At 68.5% G+C, this 24,031-nt stretch carries 19 protein-coding genes, 1 pseudogene and 1 riboswitch; of the genes and pseudogenes, 13 read left to right on the top strand and 7 right to left on the bottom strand.

Annotated elements, in window-relative coordinates:
• Positions 1-16: 16 nt before the first annotated feature.
• Positions 17-100: riboswitch (ZMP/ZTP riboswitch) on the bottom strand.
• 82 nt (positions 101-182) lie between these two features.
• From IT882_RS03265 to IT882_RS03245, 5 genes are all read left to right on the top strand, one after another.
• Complete coding sequence (locus tag IT882_RS03265) at positions 183-1,748, top strand: family 20 glycosylhydrolase (RefSeq protein WP_195693149.1); 1,566 nt, start codon at positions 183-185, stop codon at positions 1,746-1,748.
• Positions 1,745-2,935: an N-acetylglucosamine-6-phosphate deacetylase gene (locus tag IT882_RS03260; protein WP_229382276.1), complete on the top strand. Its 1,191-nt coding sequence runs from the start codon at positions 1,745-1,747 to the stop codon at positions 2,933-2,935. The genes IT882_RS03265 and IT882_RS03260 overlap by 4 nt, the downstream gene beginning before the upstream one ends.
• 117 nt (positions 2,936-3,052) lie before the next feature.
• Positions 3,053-3,430 (top strand): YrdB family protein, encoded by a 378-nt coding sequence (locus IT882_RS03255; protein ID WP_195693148.1) that lies wholly within the window; start codon positions 3,053-3,055, stop codon positions 3,428-3,430.
• The gene (locus tag IT882_RS03250) at positions 3,427-4,794 is read left to right on the top strand and encodes an FAD-binding oxidoreductase (RefSeq protein ID WP_195693147.1); all 1,368 of its coding nucleotides are present in this window, start codon (positions 3,427-3,429) and stop codon (positions 4,792-4,794) included. Before IT882_RS03255 ends, IT882_RS03250 begins: the two co-directional genes overlap by 4 nt.
• Entirely contained in the window at positions 4,791-5,210 is a 420-nt protein-coding gene (locus IT882_RS03245) for an NUDIX hydrolase (protein ID WP_195693146.1), read from the top strand. Before IT882_RS03250 ends, IT882_RS03245 begins: the two co-directional genes overlap by 4 nt.
• Before the next feature lie 89 nt (positions 5,211-5,299).
• On the opposite strand, the gene IT882_RS03240 is transcribed toward IT882_RS03245, so the two are convergent.
• The 6 genes and pseudogenes from IT882_RS03240 to IT882_RS03215 all read right to left on the bottom strand — a co-directional run bounded on the left by IT882_RS03240 (position 5,300) and on the right by IT882_RS03215 (position 11,777).
• Complete coding sequence (locus IT882_RS03240) at positions 5,300-6,079, bottom strand: glucosamine-6-phosphate deaminase (protein ID WP_195693145.1); 780 nt, start codon at positions 6,077-6,079, stop codon at positions 5,300-5,302.
• Entirely contained in the window at positions 6,072-7,001 is a 930-nt protein-coding gene (locus tag IT882_RS03235) for an ROK family protein (RefSeq protein ID WP_195693144.1), read from the bottom strand. Before IT882_RS03235 ends, IT882_RS03240 begins: the two co-directional genes overlap by 8 nt.
• A 43-nt stretch (positions 7,002-7,044) precedes the next feature.
• Positions 7,045-8,013, bottom strand: coding sequence for a carbohydrate ABC transporter permease (locus IT882_RS03230; protein ID WP_195693143.1), 969 nt, complete (start codon positions 8,011-8,013; stop codon positions 7,045-7,047).
• A 226-nt stretch (positions 8,014-8,239) separates the two neighbouring features.
• A pseudogene (locus IT882_RS16260) lies at positions 8,240-8,617 on the bottom strand (carbohydrate ABC transporter permease); the annotation flags it as partial.
• A gap of 578 nt (positions 8,618-9,195) precedes the next feature.
• Complete coding sequence (locus IT882_RS03220; protein WP_195693142.1) at positions 9,196-10,467, bottom strand: extracellular solute-binding protein; 1,272 nt, start codon at positions 10,465-10,467, stop codon at positions 9,196-9,198.
• Positions 10,468-10,544: 77 nt separating this feature from the next.
• Positions 10,545-11,777 carry an ROK family transcriptional regulator gene (locus IT882_RS03215; RefSeq protein ID WP_195693141.1) on the bottom strand — a complete coding sequence of 411 codons (1,233 nt, stop codon included), beginning with the start codon at positions 11,775-11,777 and terminating at the stop codon, positions 10,545-10,547.
• A gap of 330 nt (positions 11,778-12,107) precedes the next feature.
• On the opposite strand from IT882_RS03215, the gene IT882_RS03210 reads away from it, so the two are divergent.
• Positions 12,108-13,076, top strand: coding sequence for an acetylxylan esterase (locus IT882_RS03210; RefSeq protein ID WP_195693140.1), 969 nt, complete (start codon positions 12,108-12,110; stop codon positions 13,074-13,076).
• Positions 13,069-14,871, top strand: coding sequence for an ABC transporter ATP-binding protein (locus IT882_RS03205; protein WP_229382275.1), 1,803 nt, complete (start codon positions 13,069-13,071; stop codon positions 14,869-14,871). Before IT882_RS03210 ends, IT882_RS03205 begins: the two co-directional genes overlap by 8 nt.
• A gap of 154 nt (positions 14,872-15,025) precedes the next feature.
• Here IT882_RS03205 and IT882_RS03200 read toward each other — a convergent pair whose 3' ends face one another.
• Positions 15,026-16,048 (bottom strand): LacI family DNA-binding transcriptional regulator, encoded by a 1,023-nt coding sequence (locus tag IT882_RS03200; protein WP_195693139.1) that lies wholly within the window; start codon positions 16,046-16,048, stop codon positions 15,026-15,028.
• Between the two features lie 274 nt (positions 16,049-16,322).
• On the opposite strand from IT882_RS03200, the gene IT882_RS03195 reads away from it, so the two are divergent.
• The 6 genes from IT882_RS03195 (at position 16,323) to IT882_RS03170 (ending at position 23,873) form a co-directional block, all read left to right on the top strand.
• Entirely contained in the window at positions 16,323-17,639 is a 1,317-nt protein-coding gene (locus IT882_RS03195; protein WP_195693138.1) for an ABC transporter substrate-binding protein, read from the top strand.
• Positions 17,640-17,724: 85 nt separating this feature from the next.
• Positions 17,725-18,711 (top strand): carbohydrate ABC transporter permease, encoded by a 987-nt coding sequence (locus IT882_RS03190; protein WP_195694048.1) that lies wholly within the window; start codon positions 17,725-17,727, stop codon positions 18,709-18,711.
• Positions 18,708-19,562, top strand: a complete 855-nt coding sequence (locus tag IT882_RS03185; RefSeq protein ID WP_195693137.1) for a carbohydrate ABC transporter permease — start codon at positions 18,708-18,710, stop codon at positions 19,560-19,562. The genes IT882_RS03190 and IT882_RS03185 overlap by 4 nt, the downstream gene beginning before the upstream one ends.
• Complete coding sequence (locus IT882_RS03180; protein WP_195693136.1) at positions 19,559-21,994, top strand: glycoside hydrolase family 2 protein; 2,436 nt, start codon at positions 19,559-19,561, stop codon at positions 21,992-21,994. Before IT882_RS03185 ends, IT882_RS03180 begins: the two co-directional genes overlap by 4 nt.
• The gene (locus tag IT882_RS03175) at positions 21,991-22,950 is read left to right on the top strand and encodes a glycoside hydrolase family 113 (RefSeq protein WP_195693135.1); all 960 of its coding nucleotides are present in this window, start codon (positions 21,991-21,993) and stop codon (positions 22,948-22,950) included. Before IT882_RS03180 ends, IT882_RS03175 begins: the two co-directional genes overlap by 4 nt.
• Entirely contained in the window at positions 22,947-23,873 is a 927-nt protein-coding gene (locus IT882_RS03170; RefSeq protein WP_229382274.1) for an N-acetylglucosamine kinase, read from the top strand. The genes IT882_RS03175 and IT882_RS03170 overlap by 4 nt, the downstream gene beginning before the upstream one ends.
• Positions 23,874-24,031: the final 158 nt, after the last annotated feature.

Here is a 24,031-nt window from a genome sequence, read left to right as displayed (position 1 = left end):
GGCTTCGGGTGGGGTCCGTATCGACCCAGGCGTGCGGTCGAATACCGTGTCGGTCGCTCCCCGGTGGTCATCCACCTCAACGCCAGTCGCGACACCTTGAGCATAGCGGATCACCCCGTGCCCTCGATCCGCGCCAGCGCGGTTGGTAGAGTGAGTGCAGGCTATTTGTTAGGACGCTTTACATGACCGGAACACCGCCTCGCGAGACCGCTGCCGCACCCGCCTCGGCCGGCGTCGTCCCGGTCCCCCGCGAGCTCGTCGCCGGGGAGGGGCCCGGGTTCGGACTGCGAGCGCGGACCGCGGTCAGCGGCGACCAGGCGGCGGTCAGTATCCTCACGAACCTCGTCGCGGCGCGGACGCACGGACAGGTTGCCATCGATTCGGCGGCGACCGGCCCGGGCATTTCCCTCGTCCGCGCGGAGACCGGAAGCCCCGAGTCCTACCGACTCGTCGCCTCCGCAGACGGCATCGAGGTGACCGGGGCGGATGCCGCGGGACTGTTCTATGGCATCCAGACCCTCGTGCAACTCATCGAGTCCGCGGCGGCCGGGTGGCGGATACTTGCTGCGACGATCACGGATGCCCCGCGCTTCTCCTATCGCGGCGTCATGCTCGATGTCGCGCGCCACTTCTTCCCGGTTGACACGGTGCTCGGCGTCATCGACCGGGCGGCGCAGCTCAAGCTCAATCACCTCCACCTGCACCTGACCGACGACCAGGGGTGGCGGATCGAGATTCCCTCGCGCCCGGAACTCACCCGGCTCGCATCCGGGACAGCCATCGACGGCGACCCGGGCGGCTTCTACACGGCGGAGGACTATGCCCGCATCGTGGCGTACGCCGCGGCTCGGCACATGACCGTTGTGCCCGAGATCGACCTTCCGGGCCACACCCATGCCGTCGGACTCGCCTATCCGCAGATCGTCCACCCTCCCGTGCTCTCCGAGCACATCCGCGAGGTCGTCGAGAGCTACGGCAGCACGCTGCCGGTAGCGGGCGAACCGTACGAGGGCCTCGCTGTCGGCTTCTCGTCGCTGCGGATCGGCGACCCGGCGACCGAGACGTTTGTCACGGATGTCGTCACGGATCTTGCCGCGATGACTCCCGGACCCTATCTGCACGTCGGCGGCGACGAAGCCCTGGGCACGGATCCGGGAGACTACGCGGCGTTCGTCGCGCTCGCCTCGCGGATCGTGGCGGCGACGGGCAAGGCTCCCGTGCTGTGGCACGAAGCCGGCGCGGCCCGCGACCTGCATCCGGGAACTGTCGGCCAATACTGGGGGTTTGTGGCCCCGACCGACGGAATGGACGAGAAAGCACGAGGTTTCGTCGCGCGCGGCGGGCGCCTCATCCTGTCGCCGGCCGACGCCGTGTACCTCGATATGAAGGACTCCGAGGATTCGGCGCTCGGACTGGTTTGGGCGGGAGGTCCGACCAGCGTCGAGCGCGCGTATGCCTGGGAGCCCGGTGCTGTGCTGGACGGCGTCGCCGAGCCCGATATCCTCGGGGTCGAGGCGCCCCTGTGGACCGAGACCGTGCGGAGCGCGGACGAGATCGACACGCTGATGTTCCCGCGGCTTGCCGCAGCCGCCGAAGCCGCGTGGTCGCCTGCCACCGGCGCGCATCCGCTACGGACATGGGAGTCGTTCCGCAGCCGGATCGGCGCCCTCGACGGGCTGTGGAGCGCTCTCGGCATCCGCTTCCGTCGCTCAGCCGAGATCCCCTGGAGCGGGGAGGGAGCATCGTGACCGCTCCGGATGCCTCCGCGCATGGGCCCGAGGGCACGATCATCCACGGCGTCCGGCTAGTCACGGATGGTGCCGAGACCAGCGACGCCTGGGTCGAGATGCGCGACGGTGCCGTCGCCGCCGTCGGAACCGGCGGCGACTGGCGTTCCCGGTCAGCGACGGCGACGGTGGTCGATGCACGGGAGGTCGCAGGAGCTGGCGCCGTTCTCGCGCCAGGGTTCATCGACATCCATGGCCACGGCGGCGGCGGGTTCTCGTATGAGGGCTCCGAGTCAGACATCCGTGGCGCCCGCGCCCTGCACCTCACGCACGGTACGACGCGGGCCGTGCTCTCGCTCGTCTCGGGGCCGCTCGGGCACCTCACGGCGCAGGTCGAGCGCATCGCGCAGCTGACACGAACGGATGCCGACATCCTCGGTTCCCACCTCGAAGGGCCGTTCCTCGATGCGGGCCACCGGGGAGCACACGATCCGGGCACGCTGCGAGCGGCAACCCCTGAGGCCCTCGCGGCGCTGCTCAACGCGGGCTCGGGCACGATCCGGCAGGTGACCCTCGCGCCGGAACTGCCGGGCGCGGGCGACGCGATCCGCGCCTTTCGCGAGGCGGGTGCGGCTGTCGCGGTCGGTCATACGGGTGCCGACGTCGAGACGAGTCGTGCGGCGTTCGAGGCCGGCGCGAGCATCCTGACCCACGCGTTCAACGCGATGCCACCCCTGCACCACCGCGCTCCCGGACCGGTCGCCGCCGCAACCGCCGACCCGCGCGTGACGCTCGAAGTGATCGCGGATGGCGTCCACGTGCATCCCGAGCTCATCCGGATGCTCTTCGCCGCGGCCCCGGGGCGCGTTGCGCTGATCACCGACGCGATGGCAGCCGCCGGCGCCGACGACGGACGCTACGTGCTGGGTGAGCTGGACGTCGATGTCGCCGCCGGGGTCGCCCGCCTCGCGGGGACAGACACGATCGCGGGGTCGACGCTGACGCAGGATGCCGCGCTTCGCGTGGCCCGCGCAGCCGGGGTCGAACTGCCCGCGGCTGTCGACGCACTCACCCGCGTCCCGGCCGCCGCGATCGGCATCGAGGTCCGCCACGGTAGCCTGCGCACGGGCTCCGTGGCCGACGCTGTGCTGCTGGATTCCCGCCTCGAACCGCGAGCGGTGTGGCTTGAGGGCCGCCGCGTGCGCTGAGTCCGGGAAGAGTGGGCGCGAACCGTCGCCTCCCGGCTCAGAAGCGACAATTCGGGCCCACCTTCTGCCGCACCAGCGACCAGATGCGCCCACATTCACGCGGCCTAGACTGGGGGCATGCCCGAATCAGCGACCCCGACCGGCGTGCCCGCGGGAACGCGCCCAGCGCTGAGCGCGGTCGACGTTCTCGCCGTCCTCTGTGAGCTGTTCGCGTTCGGGACTCTCGCGTTCTGGGGGTTCGCTGCCTGGCCGCTCCCGTGGAACATCGTCATCGGCATCGGCGCGCCCCTGGTCGCCATCCTGCTATGGGCCCTGTTCGTTTCTCCCCGCGCCGTGATCGTCGTCCACCCGTTCCTGCGGGCCGTGGTCGAGCTTCTCGTCTACGTCTCGGCGACGATCGCGTGGTGGAGCGTCGGCCTGATCTGGGTAGGCCTGATCTTCGGGGTCATCGCCGTGACGGTCGGTGTCCTCTCCGGGCGCCGCCGGTTGGCATGAGCGACCGGGAGGTCCTCGCGCAGCTGCGCGCCGAGCTCGGCGACGCGCTCGACACGACGGATGCCTCCCTCGAGGCTGCGCGCGCCGACAAGTCCGGCCATGCCAGCACGGGCCGGCCGCTCGCTGTCGTGCACGCGCGCACGGTGAGCGACGTGCAGGCAACATTGCGCATCGCCTCGGGCACGGGTACACCCGTCGTCACTCGCGGCGCCGGGACAGGACTTGCCGGCGGCGCGAACGCCGGGCCGGGCGAAATCGCCCTCTCGCTCCGCGCGATGGACCGCATCCTGGAGGTGCGCCCCGATGACCTGCTCGCCGTCGTCGAGCCCGGCATCCTCAACGCCGACCTGAACCGCGCGCTCGCCGAGCACGGCCTGTGGTGGGCACCGGATCCCGCCAGCCGCGACATCTCCACTGTCGGCGGGAACATCGCCACCGGCGCCGGGGGCCTCTTGTGCGCGAAGTACGGCGTGGTGCGCGATGCCGTCCTCGGCGTCGACCTCGTCCTGGCCGACGGCCGACTGTTGCGCCTCGGGCACCGCACGGTCAAGGGTGTGACCGGCCTTGACCTCACCTCTCTCGTGATCGGTTCGGAAGGCATCCTCGGTGTCGTTGTCGGTGCCACCCTCAAACTCCGGCGGCTCACGCGCGGCGCGGTGTGCACCATCGCGGCGACCTTCACGGATGTCGGGACCGCCGCGAGCGCGTGCAGCGCCGTCACCGCGGCGGGGCTGCAGCCGGCGATCATGGAGCTGCTCGACGCCGCGTCGCTGGCCGCCATCCACGACCTTCTGGGCCTTGCGACACCGACGCCGGGCGAGGCACACGTGACGGTCCAGACCGACGGGGTCGCCGCAGCAGCAGACGCGGCGGCGATTGCCACGGTGCTCGAAGCGGCAGGTGGCCGGGTCGCGGTGTCGACGGATCCCACGGAGGGCGAACGGCTCCTCGCGATCCGGAGGTCGATGCACCCGGCGATGGCTCGGCTCGGCACGACGCTCATCGAGGACGTTTCGGTTCCACGCTCCGCGCTGGCCGCGATGTTCACGCGCATCGCAGAGATCGAGCGCCGCTACGGTCTCGTGATCCCCACGGTCGCGCATGCGGGCGACGGGAACCTGCATCCGAACTTCATCTTCGACGGCCCGGACGTCCCCGCCGTGATCTGGGAGGCCGCCGACGAGCTGTTCCACGCGGCACTCGATCTCGGCGGCACGCTCACCGGCGAGCACGGTATCGGGGCTCTCAAGCGCCGGTGGCTTGCCGACGAGCTCGGGGATGACCAGTGGGAGCTGCAGCGCCAGATCGCTCGCGTGTTCGATCCGCAGGGGATCCTCAACCCCGGCAAGGTGTTCGCAACGTGAGCGGCGTCGTACACGTGAGCGCGGCGGTGATCGTGTCCACCGATGGTCGCGCGCTGATCGTCCGCAAGCACGGCGCTGTCGTCTTTCAACAACCGGGCGGAAAGCCCGACCCGGGCGAGAGCGCGACGGATGCCGTCCTCCGTGAGGTCGCGGAAGAGACCGGCATCCGTGCCGCGGTCGAAGACCTCGTCGCGCTCGGCCGGTTCGAAGAGGCCGCCGCCAATGAGCCGGGGCATCGCGTGGTGGCGGATGCATATCTGCTGCGGGTCGGCGAGGCGCACGCGCAGGCGAGCGCCGAGATCGCGGAGCTGCGGTGGATCACCGAGGACGACGTGGCGTCGACGCCGCTGGCACCTCTCAGCCGCACGCACCTCATCCGCGTCGCCTGGAGCGGCGTGGCAGACGTCGACGTATAGACCCTGCCGGCGCGCAGCGCTCGACCTACAGGCCCTGCGAGGCGCGGAGCGCTCGGCCTAGAGACCCTGCCAGGCGCGGAGCGCTCGGCCTAGAGACCCTGCCAGGTCGGCTTGTTCGCGTAGGCGTAGCGGTAGTAGTCCGCGCGGGTGAGCTCGGCTGCAGCATCCTCGTCGACAACCACCGTGACGTGAGGGTGGAGCTGAATCGCCGAACCGGGAACGGATGCTGACACCGGGCCCTCGACGGCTGCCGCGAGGGCTGCCGCCTTGGACCTCCCGAAGGCGAGGAGCACGAGTTGGCCTGCCTCAAGGATCGTGCCGAGCCCCTGCGTGATGCAGTGCATTGGCACCTCGTCCGGCGAGGCGAAGAAGCGCGCGTTGTCGGCGCGCGTCTGTTCGGTGAGCGTCTTGACACGCGTGCGGGAGGCGAACGACGAGCCCGGTTCGTTGAAACCAATATGACCGTCGGTGCCGATCCCCAGGATCTGCAGAGCGATGCCACCGGCATCCATGATCGCTGCCTCGTAGACCTCGCCGGCGTGCGCGATCCCGTCGAGGCGCCCATCGGGGACTCGGATGCGCGCAGGGTCCAGTCCCAGCGGCTCGACCACTTCCCGCGCGATGACCGACCGGTAGCTCTGCGGGTGCGCGGGATCGAGCCCCACATACTCGTCGAGCGCGAATCCGCGAACGCCTGACACGTCGACTTCGGCGAGCGCGGGGCGTAGCGCCTCGTAGACCGGGAGCGGCGTCGACCCGGTCGCCAGCCCCAGCACAAGATCGGGGGTGGCGCGGATGCGCCGCGCGATCTCGCTCGCGACCAGGTTCCCGCCCTCCGCAGACCTGGGAACGATGATGACTTCAGCCACGGGATACGACCTCTCTCTCGCCCGCCGCTTCGGCGCCGATGAGGGCGGCTCCGAGCGCGGCGGCGGGGGCACCGACGGGAAGGATCTCGACGCGAGCAACCAGTTGGAGCGATCGCAGGAACGCGGACTCCCGGGCGCTCGCGTCCAGGTGAGCGGCCACCTCGCCCTGCAGGCGGGTGCCCAGAGTCGTGATGCCACCTCCGAGGACGACGGTGTCGACATCCGCCGTGAGCACGAGGACACGGATGGCGGCAGCAACGCCTCGGGCAAGGTCGGTGCGCAGGCGCACGGCCACCGGATCACCGGCGTCGGCAGCGTCGAACACGTCCCGGATCGGCAGCGCCCCCGGCTTGCCCCAGCGGGCCGAGACCGCGCCGCCGCCGGCGAGCGCCTCGATGCAGCCGCGTTGGCCGCACCGGCACACGGGGCCTGCCGGGTCGATCGACAGATGCCCGATCTCTCCCGCACCGCCGCGCGCACCGCGCCACAGGGCGCCGTCGGTCACGATGGCGGCCGCGATCCCCGTGCCGAGGTTCAGGTACCCCATGGACTGTGCCGCACCCCGCAACGAGGCTGCACCCAGCGCAGCAGCCTTGACGTCGTTCTCGACACGCACAGCAACGCCGAGCACGGGCGCCACGGCTGCGGCGAGGTCGAGCGTTTCGACACCGAGGTTGACGGCGTGTTCGACCCGCCCCGAGCCCGGTTCGATCCGGCCGGGGATGCCGATCCCGACCGAGCGGATATCGGCCGCCGCGAGCGCGGGGTCGGCCCGTAGCGCGGCGACGGCGTCGAGGATCGTCCGCACGACGGCATCCGCTCCCCACCCTGTCGCGAGGCGCGCGCGGGCGACGATTGTTCCGTTCGGGGCCATCGCGACAGCGTCAGTCTTGGTCCCTCCGACGTCGAGGCCGAGTCTCATCGCCCGCCCCCGATCGGTGGGCGGTGGGTGGTGCACATGTTCATCAGCCCTTGACCGCTCCGGCGACGAGTCCACCGGTCATCCGACCCTGGACGATGAGGAAGAAGATGACCACCGGGAGGGCGATCAGGGTGGATCCGGCCATCACCGCGCCCCAGTTCACGGCACCGCCGACCGACGAGGACTGGAAGGCGTTCAGCCACGGCATCAGCGTGAGGTTGTAGCCCTTCATCATGAGCAGGGCCATCGTGAACTCGTTCCACGACTGGATGAACGCGAAGATCCCCGTGGCCACGAGGCCGGGTGCCAGAAGCGGGAAGGTGACCTTCCAGAACGCCTGGGACTTGGTGCAGCCATCGATCATGGCTGCCTCTTCGAGGTCGGCCGGAACTCCCGCGACGAACCCACGGAGCGTCCAGATGGTGAACGGGATCACGGCGGCGGTGTAGACGATGCCCAGGCCCAGGAGGGTGTTCATGAGGTGCCAGTCGTCGATCATTCCGTAGATCGTGAACATCATCGCCTCGCCGGGGATCATCTGCACCACCAGCACGGCAACGATGAATCCGCGCTTGCCGCCGAACCGGAAGCGCGCGACGGCGACGGAGGCGAGGAAGGCGAACAGCAGCGTGACGATGAGGACGCCGATCGTGACCGTCACGGTGGTGCCGAGCGCGTGCGGGAAGTCCGTCTGGCCGGGAGCTGCCTCGCGCGTCCAGGCCGTGATGTAGTTCTCGAGCGTGAAGTCGAGCGGGACGAAGCTGGGGTCGCGGCTGATGATCTCGTTCGTGGGCGTGAACGACATGTTCACCATCCAGTAGACCGGGAACACCGACATCACGAAGACGACAGCTGCCGCGATGTTCAGGAACGTGCGCGTCAGAACCTTGCGGGGGCTGGGCCTGCGCAGTCCCTCTCGCCTCGGAGAACGCGCGCCGCGCGGACGGATGCGGGGCTCGTCGTCGATGCCGATCGTGCCGAGCTGGGTGGCGGGGGTGATCTGGGTGCTCACAGCTCCTCCTCCTTGAGCGTCGTGCGCACGTATCCCCAGGAGAGGATGAGCAGCAAGATGACCATGACGACACCGATCGCCGCGGTGGCACCGAACTCGCCGACACCCTGCCGGAACAGGTAGGTCCCCAGGACGTTCGTCTCGGAGGCCAGTCCCCGCGGCTTTGCAGCGCGTACACCTGCGTGAAGATGCGGAGGTTCCAGATGATCTGCAACACGAGCACGACAGTCAGGACGCTCCGCAGGTACGGAAACACGATGAGACGGAATCGCGACCATCCTGTTGCGCCGTCCAGCGACGCCGCTTCGAGCACCTCGTCGGGCACCTGTCCGAGCGCGGCGTAGGTCGTGAAGGCCACGAACGGCACGGACTGCCACACGACGATGATCGTCAGGACCATGAAGAAGGACCACGGGTTGAGCAGCCACGAGTGGTTCGTCCAGTTCTCGGTACCGGTGAGCGCGTTGAGCGTGGCGTTCACGAGGCCGTACTGCGTGTCGAAGATCCAGCCCCACACGACAGTCGCGGTCAGGGGCGGCATCGCCCACGCGACCAGGAGGCCGATGGAAACGACGATCCGCCACGCGCGGCTCAGGCGCACCATGAGGACGGCGACGAGAATGCCGAGACTGAGGTTCAGGACCGTGAGCACGACCATGATCCCGAGGCTGCGCATGAGGACGGCGGGGAAATCGGATGTCGTGAACAGATCGATGTAGTTCTCGAAGCCGACGAAGTTCGGCCAGGTGCCCTGGACCTTGTTCTTGACGGTGTAGTCCGTGAAGGACTGCACGACCATCAAGACGGCGGGGTAGATCGTCATCACCCCGATCACGATGAGAGCCGGCGTCAGCAGGCCCCAGGCGTTGCGGGCTTCGCGGCGGCTTCTGCGCTTCACGCGGTCAGCGATACGGTCCGGCGGCGGCGGCGCATCGGCGGCCGGCGGTGCGATGAGGGTGGTGGTCACGGCGATCCCTCCTTTCTGCGACGGATGAGGGGACGCGATCGACGTCTCGGGTGATGGCGGGGACGACGAACGACGGTGTGCGTCGATCATCGCGGACGGGGTGTCCGATCACTCGGTTCGATGCACAATCGGGGAGTTCATGCATCGGACGGAGCCATCGGGCGCGTGGTCGGGGTGCCGCCGCGCGGGTCTCTCCGCGCGGCGGCATCCGTCGATCACTGGTTGAGAATGGCCTCGATCTGCTCGTCGAGGGCGGTCGCTACCGCCTCGACGTCCTCACCTTGGGCGATGCGCACCAGAGCATCGGGGATGATCTGAGCCGCTTCGACCTCAGCCCAGTTCGGGCTGGCGGGCGTGCCCTTCGAGTTGGCGAGGGCCGCAGCCTGCGCCTGGGCGATCGGGGTGTCCGGAAGCGCAGAGGCCGCCGAAATGATTCCGGGAGTGAGGCCCTGCTCGGCGAGGAGCTTCTGGTAGTCCTCGGAGAGCATGATCTCCAGCGCAGCCTTGGCCTTCGTCGGTGCGGCGCTCTTGGTGGCGACAGCGACGTTGGAACCACCGGCGAAGATCGGGGCGGTCTCGCCGGCCTCGAGGCCCGGCAGGGCGAACGCGCCGAGGTCGGCAGCGTAGGTGTCGGGGCAGCCTTCGGAGTTCTGCCCGGCATCGTCATCAGCCCACGGCCACGCACCGGTCAGGTTGCCGGCGGCCCAGGCGGGGCTCGAGATGAACCCGGCTTCACCGTTGCAGAACGCGATGTTGGCCATCAGCTCGTTGCCGTCGGCCGGCGCGACCGTGGCATCCTCGTACACGGTCTGCAGGAGATTGAGACCCTCGAGGCTCTCGGGGCTCGAGAACTGCGCATCCCAGGTGCCGCCGTCCTGAACGGCGATCTCGCCGCCGTAGGCCCAGATGTAGGGAAGCGCGTTGTACCAGTCCTTGCCGGGCGCATAGATGCCCGAGACGGTGTCGGTGGTCATGGCGACGCCCTCGGCCACGTAGTCATCGAGGGTCGCGGGGACCTCGTCGACCATCATGGGGCTGTAGAAGACGATGCGGCCGCCCGCGTAGTAGGGCGCGGCGTACAGCGAGCCGTCGTACGTACCAGCCTCGACGAGACCGGGAAGCAGATCAGACCCGCCGAGCTGCTCCTGGATGTCGGAGATGTCGAGGAACAGGCCAGCGTCGGCGAAGCCGAGCGCCTGCGTGTTGCCGACCTCGACGACATCGGGCGAGTCGTTGGAAGACAGCGCGGCCGTGTACGTGTCGGACACGTCAGCCCAGGTCTTCTCCTCGATCGTGAGGGTCCACCCCTCGTTCTCGGACTCGAAGGTCTGCTTCAGGTAGTCACGAGCGGTCTGTGGCGTGTCAGCTCCGACGAGCCACACCGTGATGTCGCCCGTTTCGGGCTCCGCGGGGGCACCGCCGGCGCAGCCGGCCAGCACGACAGCCGCGGCGCCCGCGAGGGCGACGGCTCCGAGCGTCTTTTTCATGGTGTCTTCCTTCGTGTTTCTCTTGGTTTCGGAAGAGGTCGGGCGACCTATCCGGGGGGGGATGGATGGGGTGCGGGTCACGACACCCCGAGCTGGCCTGACAGGACCATGACAGCCGCGCCGCGCAGGACGATGTCCTGGCCTTGCGCTGTCATCCGGACGCGCACGCCGTCATGGAACCGGGCGAGTGTGCGGGTACGGATCGTCTCGACGGTGGCCTCTGCGAGAAGTCCGGCGAGAAGTTCATCGGGGCCGGAGAGTACGATCTCCGACACATCGAGCGCACCGACAATGGGCGCGAGGGCGATGCCGAGGCGTTCACCGGCGTCGCGCAGCTGCTGGTCACGGTCGGCGGGGGTCTTGGCGTCGGCCATGCGAGCGGTCAGCGCGGGCACCGAGAGCCACGCCTCGAGGCATCCGACCTTGCCGCACGCGCACTGAGGACCGCCGTCGGTGCCGACCGTGACGTGACCGATCTCCCCCGCGGCGAAGTGCGCGCCGCGCATGGGTTGACCGGCAGAGACGAGTCCGGAACCGACACCGCGCCCGACCTTCACGAGCACGACGTCATCGCCAGCGCCGCCGAAGGTGTATTCGGCGAGGACGGCGGCGTTGGCGTCGTTGGCGACGAGCACCGGCAGGGCGAGCGCCTCCTCGAGGATGCTGCGCAGTGGCAGCTGCGTCCACCCGAAGTTCGGTGCGCTCAAGATCACGCCACGGTCGTCGACGACACCGGGGGCTCCGACACCGACCCCGAGCACCGGGGCGTGCGCATCCGCGACGAGGCGCCGGGCCAGCTCGATCACGGCATCCCGGGCATCCTCTGCTCCGCGCGGCGCGGCCACCTCGTGGCGCGCGACGATGTCGCCGTCGATGGTCAGGATGGCGCCGAGGAAGGTATCGGGTCCCGAAAGGTCGATCCCGAGGATCCGATGGCCTGCGCGGTCAAGGTCGACGACCATCGCGGGCTTGCCCGGGCCCGATGCTTCACGGATGCCGAGCTCGGCCACGAGGCCGTCGCCGATGAGCTCGGCCACGAGGTCGGAGATCGTGACGCGGGTGAGGCCCGTCTCGCGAGAAAGATCGGCGCGGCTCATGGCGCCGTCGTGGAACAGCGTCTGCAGTACGAGCGAGCGATTGTGGGCCCGGGCGTGCTCGGGAAGCACCTTGACCCGGCGAAGACCCCGGCGCTGCGCAGTCGCGTGGCCGCCCGCTACAGCATCCGTCGAACCGGAAGACTGCTCGCGGGGAGCCGTGAGGGTGTGCGCGGATTCAGTGGAAGAGCCGCGCTGCACTTCCGATGCAGTCATGTTTGTTAGTACAGCTTACGAACAAAAGATCCGCAAGCGTGTGGACTGGTTTGGATGGACAGTTTACAAAACCGTTACATCTCACCGGACGCGACGCAGACGCCGCGCTACCACGCGGAAAAGGAACAGACCGCCACCTTCCCACGGCGGACATCCCCCGGACAGTGCTTGACGCGCTGCGCCCACGCGCATGAGGAAAGACCAGATCAAACTCATGTTCGCTCTCCCCTATGGCGGAGGACAGTGAGGGACAGCCGAGGGTTCAGCGTGTTGCCGCGACCGGCTGCGGTGCCTATCGTTGCCATGCCGACAATCACACACGGAGTTCTCATGCCCAGATTCGACCTGCCCCTCGACGAGCTTGAGCGCTACCGACCTCCGGTCAGGGAGCCCGCCGATTTCGACGACTTCTGGGCGACGACCCTCGACGAGACCCGCGTGGTCGGCGGTGAGGCGCTCGTCGAGGCGACCGACTCGCCGTTGCGCGCGTTCGAGGTCTTCGACGTCACGTTCCCCGGCTTCGCGGGAGACCCCGTGAAGGCATGGATGCTCACGCCCGCCGGGGCTTCGCGGCCGCTGCCGGCCGTCGTGGAGTTCAACGGCTACGGCGGTGGCCGCGGCCTCGCGGTAGAGCGCCTCGGATGGGTTTCGGCCGGCTATGTCTATCTGCTCATGGATACCCGCGGACAGGGGTCGATGTGGGGCAGCGGTGGGGCCACCGCCGACCCGCACGGCACCGGTCCCTCCGCGAGCGGATTCATGACACGCGGCATCGAGCGCCCGGAGGACTACTACTACCGACGGGTGTTCACGGACGCCGTCCGTGCGGTGGATGCCGTACGCACCCTTCCGCAGGTCGATCCCGACCGGGTCGCGGTGGTCGGCGGCAGCCAGGGAGGTGGCATTACGATCGCGGCTGCCGGATTGACCCCGGGGCTCGTCGCCGCGATGCCGGATGTGCCCTTTCTCAGCCACTTCGAGCGGGCGGTCGGCCTCACCGACGCGGACCCATACCAAGAGATCGTGCGGTACCTGTCCGTCCACCGCGGCGCTGAGGAGCGGGTCTTCGATACGCTGGCCTACTTCGATGTCGTGAACCTGGCCAAGCGCGCCACGGCGCCGGCACTGTTCTCCGTCGCACTACACGACCCGGTGTGCCCGCCCTCCACGGTCTTCGCTGCCTATAACCACTACGCCGGTGCGGACAAGGCGATCTCCGTCTACCACCACAACATGCACGAGGGCGGCCAGGCCTACCAGTGGCTTGCTCAAACCGCGTTCCTGAACGCGCGTGTCTAGCCCTCAGACCGACCGCATACCGCTCGTCGACGCCGAGGCCGTCCTCACAGCCGACGTCGAACGCGCACGGCCGCTGCGCTCGCTCTTGCGCCTGCTGCGGCCCTATCGCTGGGCGCTGGGCGGCGCACTTGGCGCCTTCGTCATCAAGGACAGCCCGACGTGGGTGCTGCCGCCCGTGACGGCCGCGGTCATCGACATCGTGGTCGCCGGCGGTCCGCTCTGGCACATCACCGTCTGGGCGGGTCTTGCTCTCGTGCTGCTGATCCTCAACTATCCATTCCAGATGATCTTCATCCGCATCACCAGCGCCGCGACCCGGAGCCTGGCGTATACGGTGCGCACGGGACTGGCCGCTCGCCTCCAGAGGCTCTCGTTCGGCGTGCACAACCGCCAGAGCGCATCCGTCGTACAGACGAAGATCGTCCGCGATGTCGAGAACCTCGAGCTCATGCTCGCGCAGTTGTTTCCCACGGTGCTCTCGGCCGCCGCGACGCTCGTGGGCGCGATCGTGATCACAGCATTCAACGTCCCCGCCTTCGTGCTCGTGTTCGCGCTCGCGATCCCCCTGGCTGCTGGCCTCGTGGCCTACATCCGACGTCGTGCAACGGAGCGCAACGAGGCCTTTCGCCGCGAGGTCGAACTTCTCTCGGCGCAGGTGACGGAGATGGCGGCGCTGCTTCCCATCACCCGAGGCCACGGACTGGAAGATGTCGCCACCGCGCGGGTCGCTGCCCGTGCCGAGTCGGTGCGGGAGGCGGGACGACAACTCGACGTTCTCAACGGGCGCTTCGGAGCCATGTCGTGGATCTCTTACCAGGTGCTGGGACTGATCTGTCTGGTCGGAGCCGCCACTCTCGCAGTGACGGGCGCTCTGCCGATCACCCCCGGCCAGGTCGTGTTGCTGAGCACGTACTTCGGATTGCTGACGAACGCTGTGGTCATGCTCATGAGCGTCGCTCCGCTGCTGACGCGGGGACTGGATGCGATGCGCTCGGTCGCCGATGTCGCCGAGGAACTCGATGTCGAAGACACGCGGGGACAGCGCGACCCCGGCCGTGTGACAGGTGCGATCGCACTGGAGGACGTCACCGTCCGGTATCCCGGCGCCAACGTCGCGGCGCTCGAAGGTGTCTCATTCCGCATCGAACCGGGTCAGACCGTCGCCTTCGTCGGGCCATCCGGATCGGGCAAGTCGACGATCCTGAACATCGTGCTCGGGTTTGTCCGTCCTACCAGAGGCCAGGTGAGGATCGATGGGATGGACCTCGCCACGCTCGACCTCCGCGCGCTGCGCCGCTCCGTCTCGATCGTTCCACAGGAGACGGTGCTACTGGCGGGCACGGTGCGGGAGAACGTCGCGTACGGCACGACCGATCTGAGCGACGAGGAGATTCTCCACGCCCTGCGCGACGCCAACGCGATGGACGTCATCGCCGACTCGCCGGATGGCCTGGACACCCTCGTCGGAGAACGCGGATCGCGGCTCTCGGGTGGTCAACGCCAGCGACTCGCCATCGCGCGCGCCCTGGTCCGCGAGCCGCGCATCCTGGTACTCGACGAGGCCACGAGCGCTCTGGACGCGGAGTCGGAGTCGAAGGTCACCGAGGCTCTTGACCGGGCGCGGCGCGGGCGTACGACGCTCATCGTCGCCCACCGGCTCTCGACGGTGCGTGGAGCGGATCGCATCGTCGTCATCTCGCACGGCCGTATCGTCGAGTCAGGCACTCACGAAGAACTGCTGCGGGCGGAGGGAGCCTACTCGCGTCTGACGTTGCTGCAGCGCTCCGCCGAGTGAGGGGCATACCCCTCACTCGGCCTCGAGGTGGATCACGAACGCCTGCAGCGGCCAGACCGTCGGAAGCTGCAGGCCGACCTCGTGGAGGAAGGCGCCGGTCAGGACGATCTCTCCCGCTTCTCCCAGCGCAGCGGCGAGTCCGCGTCGATCGCGTTCACGCGTCCTGGTTCCGTGGCGCCCTCTCGCCGGTGCCTCGCTCGATGATCCAGGTCGGCAGCGCAATCTGCTGGGTGAACCCGGCCGGATCCCGCATGCGCTCGAGCGCCAAACGCGCCGCCTGCCGGCCGAGCTCGACCGGGTCATAGGTGATGACGGTGACGCCGATGACATCAGCCGTGTCGAAGTCATCGAACCCCACAAGTGCCATCGATTCCATGATGCCGAGCTCGCGGAACACGCGGAGTGCGCCGATGGTCATGCGGTTGTTCCCCGTGATGAGCGCCGTCGGCGGACTCTCCGAACTCATGAGGTCGCGCACGATCACGTCCGGCGCAATCGAGAGATCGTCCTCGAGGCGCTCCCAGGGGCTCGTGTCGGCGATCCCGTCGGCGGCCATCGCGTCCCGGAAGCCGCGGAGGCGCTCAGCCTGGGTGTATACCGAGGCGGGGTTGCAGACATAGCCGATGCGGCGATGCCCGCGGGCGAGCAGGCGCCGCGTCGTCTCGTAGGTACCCTTCCCGTTCTCGAGCACGAGCGAGTCGGCGACGAGGTTGCGCGCCGGTCGGTCGATCGCGATGACGGGAGTGCCCAGCTGCCGCTCCCCCTCGAGATAGGACTGGTCGTCGGAGACGGGGATGATCAGGAGCGCCCCGATCCGCTGCGCGAGGAGCGCGTCGGCGACGCGCTCCTCGCCTTCGGGCGAGTCGTCGGTGGTGGCCACGATGAGCGCATAGCCCTGGTCGGCGAGCTCGCGCTCGATCCCCGAGGCGACCTTGTAGTAGAAAGGGTTGCTCAACTCGCCCATGATGAAGCCGAGGGCGTTCGTGCTGCCCCCGCGTCTGAGGCCGCGCGCCAGGGTGTTCGGCCGGAACCGCAGGCGCTTGGCTGCGCTTAGGACGCGCTCGACGGTCTCCGGCGAGACGAGCTCACGCTGGGTGAAGACGCGGGACACGGTCTTCGAGCTCACCCCGGCAAGCCGGGCCACATCATCGAGCGTCGCGCGTTGTTGAACCGTCATCGTCCTCCGTCCCGCGGATAGGCTAGCAGTTCGTTCACCAAATGACGACGATGGACATCGCAGAGACATTTCGGGTCATTTCGAATTAGTCGTGCGCTGAAAATGCCTGTTTAGAAGGATATTTTTGTTCTGCGAAGATCCTCAGACAAGAAAAGACAGCGTTGTCATATGTCCTTGCAAAGGCGCTCTCCGGCCCCTAGTGTGGGCGCGAAATAACGGCAGCGCGGCGGCGCCGCTCATCGCTTCAAGGGTGAACCGAAGAGGAGAAACGACCATGGCAAGAAAGATCTGGACCGTTGCCGCGGGATTGGCGGCGACGGGACTCGTGCTGACCGGATGCTCAGGGAGCGGCGGCGGCAACTCGACCGAGGGCACCGACGGAGACGTGTCCGGCGACGTGACGTTCGTCACGTGGCGCACCGACCTCATCCAGGACGGCACGTTCGACGAATACGCTGCTCAGTTCCACGAGATGTACCCCGATGCCACCGTCACGTTCGAGGGCATCACCGACTACGAAGGCGAGATGCGCACGCGCCTGAGCACCGACAACTACGGCGACGTGCTCGGCATCCCGAACAGCGTGCTTCCCGACCAGTTCTCGGACTTCTTCGAGCCGCTCGGCCAGACCGACGAGCTCGCCGACACCTATCGCTTCCTCGCGCCGAAGAGCTATGAGGGAGTCCAGTACGGCCTGGCGCTCGGCGGCAACGCGAACGGCATCGTGTACAACACGGACGTGTTCGAGCAGGCCGGCATCACCGCGCTCCCCAAGACGGAGGACGAGTGGCTGGACGCGCTCGCCAAGATCAAGGAGAACACCGACGCGATTCCGCTCTACACGAACTACAAGGACGGGTGGCCGCTGAGCCAGTGGTCCGGGAACATCGGCGCGATCACCGGCAACCCCGACGCGCAGAATGACATGGCGCACGACGACACCCCGTGGACCAACGACACCGACATCTATGCGATCGACTCGCTGATCTACGACTCGGTGGCGGCTAGACTCACCGAGGAAGATCCACTCACGACCAACTGGGAGCAGTCGAAGGTCGACTTCGCGACGGGCAAGATCGCCGCGATGGCCCTCGGATCGTGGGCGATCTCACAGTTGCAGGGCGCGGCAGAGGACAACGGCATCGACCCGTCCGTCGTCGGATACATGACGTTCCCGGCCACGGCTCCGGACGGCGAGCAGTACGCGGTGGTCGGCGGGGACTACAACCTCGGCATCAACGTGCACTCCGACGTGAAGCCGGCCGCCAAGGCGTGGATCGACTTCCTGCTGGAGGACTCGGGGTTCACCGACACTCAGGGCATGGTCTCGGCCCTGCTGGCCGACCCACTGCCCGACAACCTCGCCGGTCTCACCGACGAAGGCGTGCAGCTGATGGAGCTCAACCCCGCACCCGCGGGCGAGGAGGCGCTGTTCAACAACATCGCGGACGCGGCACAGATCGACATCTGGGGCAACATCTACCGGCAGAAGCTCATCGACATCGCTCGCGGCGCGGCCCCGGGTGACAAGCAGAGCTACTTCGACGAGCTCAACCAGCGATGGACTGACGCGATCGCCCAGGTGGGCTGAGCACCCGCAACCGCCCTCTCCCGCGGGGAGCCGCACCCGAGCGGCGCCCGCGGGAGACCATCGAGGAGCCTGACTGACAATGTCGATGTCCACCGCAGGACCAGAGACCACCGGCGTGACCGGGCCGATGACCCATGAGCGTCCGACGCGACGCCTGTTCCGGTCGCGGGCGCGCGCCACCCGCGCGACCGGAGCGCCGGCCGGCCGCAGCATCGTGGAACGTCTCACGCCATACCTGTTCATCGCGGCCGCTCTCGCGCTGCTCCTGCTGCTGACGTACCTGCCCGCCGCGAACATGGTCTGGTACAGCCTCACCGACTGGGACGGCATCGACAAGGAGCAGAACTTCATCGGGCTCGACAACTACGTCGCCGTCTTCACCGATCCGCGCATCTTCGGCGTCTTCTTCGTCAGCGTCTACTACTTCGTCGGGTCCTTCGTCCAGATGGCGATCGCGCTCTATTTCGCGGCGCTGCTGTCGAACTCGACCCGATTCTCCAACTTCTTCCGGGGCGTGCTGTTCTTCCCGTACCTCATCAACGGCGTGGCCATCGGGTTCGTCTTCCTCTACCTCTTCCAGCCGGGCGGCACGCTCGACGCCTTCCTCTCGTGGTTCGGAGTCACGAGTCCGCCGCAGTGGCTCGGCAACCCCGAGATCGCCAACTACTCGCTGGCCGCGACCAGCGTATGGCGCTACACGGGCCTGAACTTCGTGCTCTTCCTCGGCGCCATGCAGTCCATCCCCCACGAGCAGTACGAGGCCGCCGACATCGACGGCGCGAACAAGTGGCAGCAGTTCTGGGCTCTGACCTTCCCGGGCATCCGCCGGATCATCGGGCTCAGCTTCATCCTCGCCATCGCGGGCAGCCTCTCGGTCTTCGAGATCCCCTTCATCATGACCGGTGGCGCCAACGGGACCTCCACCTTCGTCATCCAGACCCTGCAGACCGCGTTCACCTTCCGACAGGTGGGCCTGGCGAGCGCCATGGCGATCGTCCTGCTGGTCATCGTGCTGGTGATCACCTGGGTGCAGCGAAGAGTGTTCCCCGACGAGAAGGTGGACCTGACATGAGCACGCCGATCCGCAGCGACCGCAGCATCCTGCTCTCGCGACTCTCGGGAAGCACCGTCAAGTACGTGTCGCTCATGCTGGGCGTGCTCGTGACCATCCTCCCGCTGACGGTGGTCTTCATCGCGAGCTTCAAGACCTCGGCCGAGTTCGGGCAGACCGGACCCTTCGACCCGCCCTCCAGCTGGTTCAACCTGGAGAACTACGTCGTCGCCTTCGAGGACGGCGGAATGGTCGAGGGCTTCATCAACACGACCATCGTGCTCGCCATCTCGCTCGTCGGCACCATCCTCATCGGCACGATGGCCGCCTACGCGATCGACCGCTTCCAGTTCCGCGGCAAGTTCCTGATCGTCGCGCTGTTCCTGATCGCCACGCTGATCCCGGGCGTGACCAGCCAGGTCGCGACGTTCCAGATCATCAACGGGCTCGGCCTCTACAACACGATGTGGGCGCTGATTCTGCTGTTCATGGGGACCGACATCATCTCGATCTACATCTTCATCCAGTTCATGCAGTCCATTCCGACCTCTCTCGACGAGGCCGCGATGATCGACGGCGCGAACCGGTGGACGATCTACTGGCGCGTCATCCTTCCCCTGCTCAAGCCCGCGATCGCGACCGTCGTGATCATCAAGGGGATAGCGATCTACAACGAGTTCTATCTCCCGTTCCTCTACCTTCCCAGCCGCGGTCTGATCTCCACCTCGCTGTTCCGGTTCAAGGGACCCTTCGGCGCGCACTGGGAGATCATCGCCGCCGGCACGATCCTCGTGATCGTGCCGACTCTGATCGCGTTCCTGCTGCTTCAGCGCTTCATCTACCGTGGACTCACGACGGGAGCAGTCAAGTGATCGCACGTCCCCTCCACTCGGGATGGACCCTCCGGGCCTCGGGCGGTCCCGCCCCCGACCCGGTCGCCGGCGCGACCGTGCCGGCCGCCGTCCCCGGGTGCGTGCACACCGATCTGCTCGCCGCCGGCCTCATCCCCGACCCGTACCTCGACGACAACGAGGCGCTACTGGCCTGGATCGGACTGGTCGACTGGACGTATCGCACCTCCTTCGACTGGTCCCCCGACGGGGCCGCCCGGCACGACCTCGTCTTCGACGGGCTCGACACGGTCGCCACGGTCGTGCTGAACGGCCGGGTGCTCGCCGAGACGGCGAACCAGCACCGCTCCTACCGGCTCGCCGTCGACGGCGTCATCCGCGAGGGCGCGAACGAGCTGGAGGTGAGATTCCGCTCGCCGGTGCGATACGCGAACGCCCAGAGCGTGGCGCTCGGCCCGCGCCCCCGCCCGTATCCCCTGCCGTACGAGGCGATCCGCAAGTCCGCCTGCAACTTCGGGTGGGACTGGGGCATCGCGACGTTCACGAGCGGCATCTGGAAGCCGGTGCGGCTCGAGTCCTGGTCGCGGGCGCGGCTCGCCGAGGTGCGGGTCGCCGCGCTCCCCGACGGCGACTCCGACGGCCGTGTCGTCGTCGACGTGCGCGTCGAGCGGGAGCCGGGCGACGAGGCGCCGCTCCAGGTGTCGGTCGACGTCGCCGGAGCGCACGTCGCAGCTCCCGTGGTCGACGGATGCGCACACCTCGAGGTCGCGGTCGCCGACGTCGAGCGATGGTGGCCCGTCGGCTACGGCACGCAGCCCCTGTACGACCTGTCCGTCGCGCTGCACGACGAGGACGTGCTCGATCGGACCTCGCGCCGCGTGGGCTTCCGCACCGTCGAATGGGAGACGACCCCCGACGAGGAGGGGACGCCGTTCACTCTTGTCGTGAACGGTCAGCCGGTCTTCGTCAAGGGTGCGAACTGGATCCCGGATGACGCCCTCCCGGTGCGCGTCGATCGCGCGCGCTACGAGAGGCGGCTGCACCAGGCGGTGGACGCCAACCTCAACCTGATCCGGGTGTGGGGCGGCGGGATCTACGAGAACGACGACTTCTACGAGCTCTGCGACGAACTCGGACTCCTCGCCTGGCAGGACCTCCTCTTCGCTTGCGCCGCCTACCCCGAGGAGGAGCCCCTCCGCTCCGAGATCGAGGCCGAGGCGCGCGAGAACGTCGTGCGGCTCGCCCACCACGCCTCCCTCGTGCTCCTCACGGGCAACAACGAGAACCTGTGGGGCTTCGAGGACTGGGGCTGGAAGGAGCGGCTCGACGGTCGCACGTGGGGCGCGTTCTACTATCACGAGCTCTTCCCGCGCCTCGTCTCGGAGCTGGCACCGCACGTCCCCTATGCGCCGGGCAGTCCGTTCAGCCCGGGCGGGCAGCATCCGAATGCCGAGGAACACGGCTCCATGCACCTGTGGGAGCAGTGGAACCGACGCGACTGGCTCACCTATCGCGAGCACCGCCCGCGCTTCGTCGCGGAGTTCGGGTGGCAGGGCCCTCCGACCTGGTCGACGCTGACGCGATCGATCGCCGACGACCCGCTGACCCCCGAGTCGCCCGGGATGATCGTGCACCAGAAGGCGATGGAGGGCAACGTCAAGCTCGCGTCGGGACTCGTGCCCCATCTGCGGGTGCCCGACGACATGGAGACGTGGCACTGGGGGATGCAGCTCAACCAGGCCGTCGCGGTGCGGACGGCGCTGGATCACTTCCGCTCCTGGGCTCCGCGCACGATGGGCGCCATCGTCTGGCAGCTCAACGACTGCTGGCCCGTCACCTCGTGGGCGGCGATCGACGGCGACGAGCGGCCGAAGCCGCTCTTCCATGCGCTGCGGAACGCGTTCGCGCCGCGGGTGGCCTCGATCCAGCCGCGCGACGAGGGGCTCGCGGTCGTCCTGGGCAACGACACTTCCGCCGCCTGGACGTCCGTGGTGCGCGTGCGCAGGCTCGGATTCGACGGCAGTGAGCGCGCGACCCAGACCGCGTCCGTCGATGTGCCGGCGCGCGGCAGCGTCACGGTCCCGATCGATCTGGGCATCGCGACGCCCGACCATGCGCCCGGAGAGCTCCTCGTCGCGGAGGCCGACGACATCCGGGGCTGGTGGTACTTCGCCGAGGCGCGCGACAGCGAGCTCGGCGACCCCCGGCTGACCCTCACGGCGGCGCCGATGGACGGGGGCACGGAGGTGACGATCACGGCGGCCGGGCTCGCGCGGGACGTCACGCTGCTGGCCGACAAGGTGCTCCCCGACGCCGTGGCCGACGAGGGACTGCTGACCCTGCTCCCGGGCGAGAGCGCTCGCGTGCGCATCCGCCACGGCGGAGAGCTGGATGCCGGCGCCCTCGCCGACCCGCGGGTGCTGCGCAGCACGAATCAGCTGGTGACGCGATGAGCGCCGGCTTCGCCGCACCGGTCTGCGGCATGACCTGGGGCTGGGTCGGCACGCGGGGGACGTGGGCGACCCCCGAGGCCGAGTCGTCGATGCGCGCGATGGCGGACACGAACGTCACCTGGGCGGCCATCGCGTATGCGTCCGTGCAGGCGACGCCGTTCGACACCGAGATCCCGTTCTCGGAGGCGCCCACGGTCACCGACGCCGAGATCGTCTGGGCGATCCGGGAGGCCAAGTCGTCGGGCATGCGCGTGTGCCTCAAGCCCGTGGTGAACTGCGCCGACGGCTCGTGGCGCGCGCACATCGGATTCCTCTGGCCGGACGTTCCCGGCGAGCCCACCTGGGACGAGTGGTTCGCCTCCTACCGCGCGTTCATCCTGCACGCGGCGCGTCTGGCGGCCGCCGAGGACTGTGAGATGCTCTGTGTCGGCTGCGAGATGGTGCGCGCCGACGCGCAGGACGCGCAGTGGCGCCGGCTCATCGCCGAGGTGCGCGAGGTCTACTCGGGGCTCATCACCTACAACTGCGACAAGTACCAGGAGGATCGTCTGACCTGGTGGGACGCCGTGGACGTGATCTCGTCGAGCGGCTACTACCCGATCGACGAGTGGGAGGCGCAGCTGGATCGGATCAAGGCCGTCGTCGACCGCCACGACAAGCCCTTCCTCTTCATGGAGGCGGGATGCCCGAGCCGCGAGGGCTCGGCTCAGCGCCCGAACGACTGGACGCTCGCCGGCGCACCGTCGGGTGAGGAGCAGTTGCGGTACTACGAGGCGATGTTCGCGCACTGCCGAGAGCGGACGTGGGTCTCGGGGTGGATGCTGTGGGACTGGCCCGCACGGCTGTACTCCGCCGCGGACGCGGCGAGCAACGACGACTACTGCCCCTGGGGCAAGCCCGCGGGCGCGTTCCTCCGGGACGTCTACGGCGCGATGAGCAAGGGAGAGGCGAGGTGAGCCGCAACGTCGTCGCCGTCGACGCGGGACAGACGTCCATGAAGGTCCGCGTCGTGACCGCGACGGGTGCGCAGGAGTATGCCTGGCCGGGCATACGCACGCACGAGGCACTGCTTCCGCAGCTCGCACGGGTCATGCGGGGGGCGCTGGCGACGCTGCCGCCCGACGATGGCGCCATCGTCACCGCCGGCGTGTCGGGTCTCACCGACGCCGACACGGCACCGGACGTGCTCCTCGGCCTGCTGCAGGGGACCGGTGCCGAGCACGTCATCCTCGCGCACGACTCGATCACATCCTTCCTCGGCGCGATCGGCGACCGGTGCGGCGCCGTCGTGGCGGCCGGGACCGGCGTGGTGACGCTCGCCGTCGGAGCGCAAGAGGTCGCCCGGGTCGACGGCTGGGGCAACATCATGGGCGACGCCGGCAGCGGCTATTGGATCGGTCGCGAGGCGCTTGAGAGCGTCATGCGCGCTCACGACGGACGAGGTCCGCGCACCGCGCTTACCGATGTCGTGCGCGAACGGTGGCCGAGACTGGAGGAGGCCTACATCGCGATCCAGACCGCGGACGATCGCATCCAGGTCGTCGCGGCCTTCGCGGAGGACGTCGCACGTCTCGCGCACGACGATGCCGTCGCGATGCGGATCACTCGGGCCGCGGCCCGCGAGCTCGCGCTGAGCGCGGTGACCGCCCTCGAACGGGTCGGGTGCCCGGCCTCGACGCATCCTGACGTGTGCGCCATTGGCGGCGCCTTCCGCTCGCAGCCACTCCTGGAGGCGTTTCTCGCGGAGCTCGTCGATGCAGGATACGACGACGGCATCATCGCCGCGCGCGGCACGGGTCTGGATGGCGCGACTGCGCTCGCCCACCTCGACGACGGCCACCCGCTTCACCGGCGCGTCAGCGTGGCCGACCCACCGTGAGCGCGTCCTCAGAGCCGCGTGGGGGTGGATGCCGCCGCATCCACCCCCACGCTTCAGCTCCGTCCGGCGCCGGATTCTGACTCGGACGCGGAGCCGACGTCCTCGTGACGCGCGACCCAACCGCCCAGAACCGGAATCCCCGACACGTCAGTCGCGAC

The organism is Microbacterium schleiferi, from assembly GCF_015565955.1.
GTDB lineage: Bacteria > Actinomycetota > Actinomycetes > Actinomycetales > Microbacteriaceae > Microbacterium > Microbacterium schleiferi_A.
Note: the sequence above shows the minus strand (reverse complement) of the source record. Positions and strands in the feature narration are given on the sequence as shown.

Bases quoted from the DNA above. Each gene is read 5' to 3' on its own strand.
- IT882_RS03265 (WP_195693149.1), top strand. From the start codon at position 183: ATGACCGGAACACCGCCTCGCGAGACCGCTGCCGCACCCGCCTCGGCC.
- IT882_RS03255 (WP_195693148.1), top strand. From the start codon at position 3,053: ATGCCCGAATCAGCGACCCCGACCGGCGTGCCCGCGGGAACGCGCCCA.
- IT882_RS03250 (WP_195693147.1), top strand. From the start codon at position 3,427: ATGAGCGACCGGGAGGTCCTCGCGCAGCTGCGCGCCGAGCTCGGCGAC.
- IT882_RS03235 (WP_195693144.1), bottom strand. From the start codon at position 7,001: ATGAGACTCGGCCTCGACGTCGGAGGGACCAAGACTGACGCTGTCGCG.
- IT882_RS03220 (WP_195693142.1), bottom strand. From the start codon at position 10,467: ATGAAAAAGACGCTCGGAGCCGTCGCCCTCGCGGGCGCCGCGGCTGTC.
- IT882_RS03215 (WP_195693141.1), bottom strand. From the start codon at position 11,777: ATGACTGCATCGGAAGTGCAGCGCGGCTCTTCCACTGAATCCGCGCAC.
- IT882_RS03210 (WP_195693140.1), top strand. From the start codon at position 12,108: ATGCCCAGATTCGACCTGCCCCTCGACGAGCTTGAGCGCTACCGACCT.
- IT882_RS03200 (WP_195693139.1), bottom strand. From the start codon at position 16,048: ATGACGGTTCAACAACGCGCGACGCTCGATGATGTGGCCCGGCTTGCC.
- IT882_RS03195 (WP_195693138.1), top strand. From the start codon at position 16,323: ATGGCAAGAAAGATCTGGACCGTTGCCGCGGGATTGGCGGCGACGGGA.
- IT882_RS03190 (WP_195694048.1), top strand. From the start codon at position 17,725: ATGTCCACCGCAGGACCAGAGACCACCGGCGTGACCGGGCCGATGACC.
- IT882_RS03185 (WP_195693137.1), top strand. From the start codon at position 18,708: ATGAGCACGCCGATCCGCAGCGACCGCAGCATCCTGCTCTCGCGACTC.
- IT882_RS03175 (WP_195693135.1), top strand. From the start codon at position 21,991: ATGAGCGCCGGCTTCGCCGCACCGGTCTGCGGCATGACCTGGGGCTGG.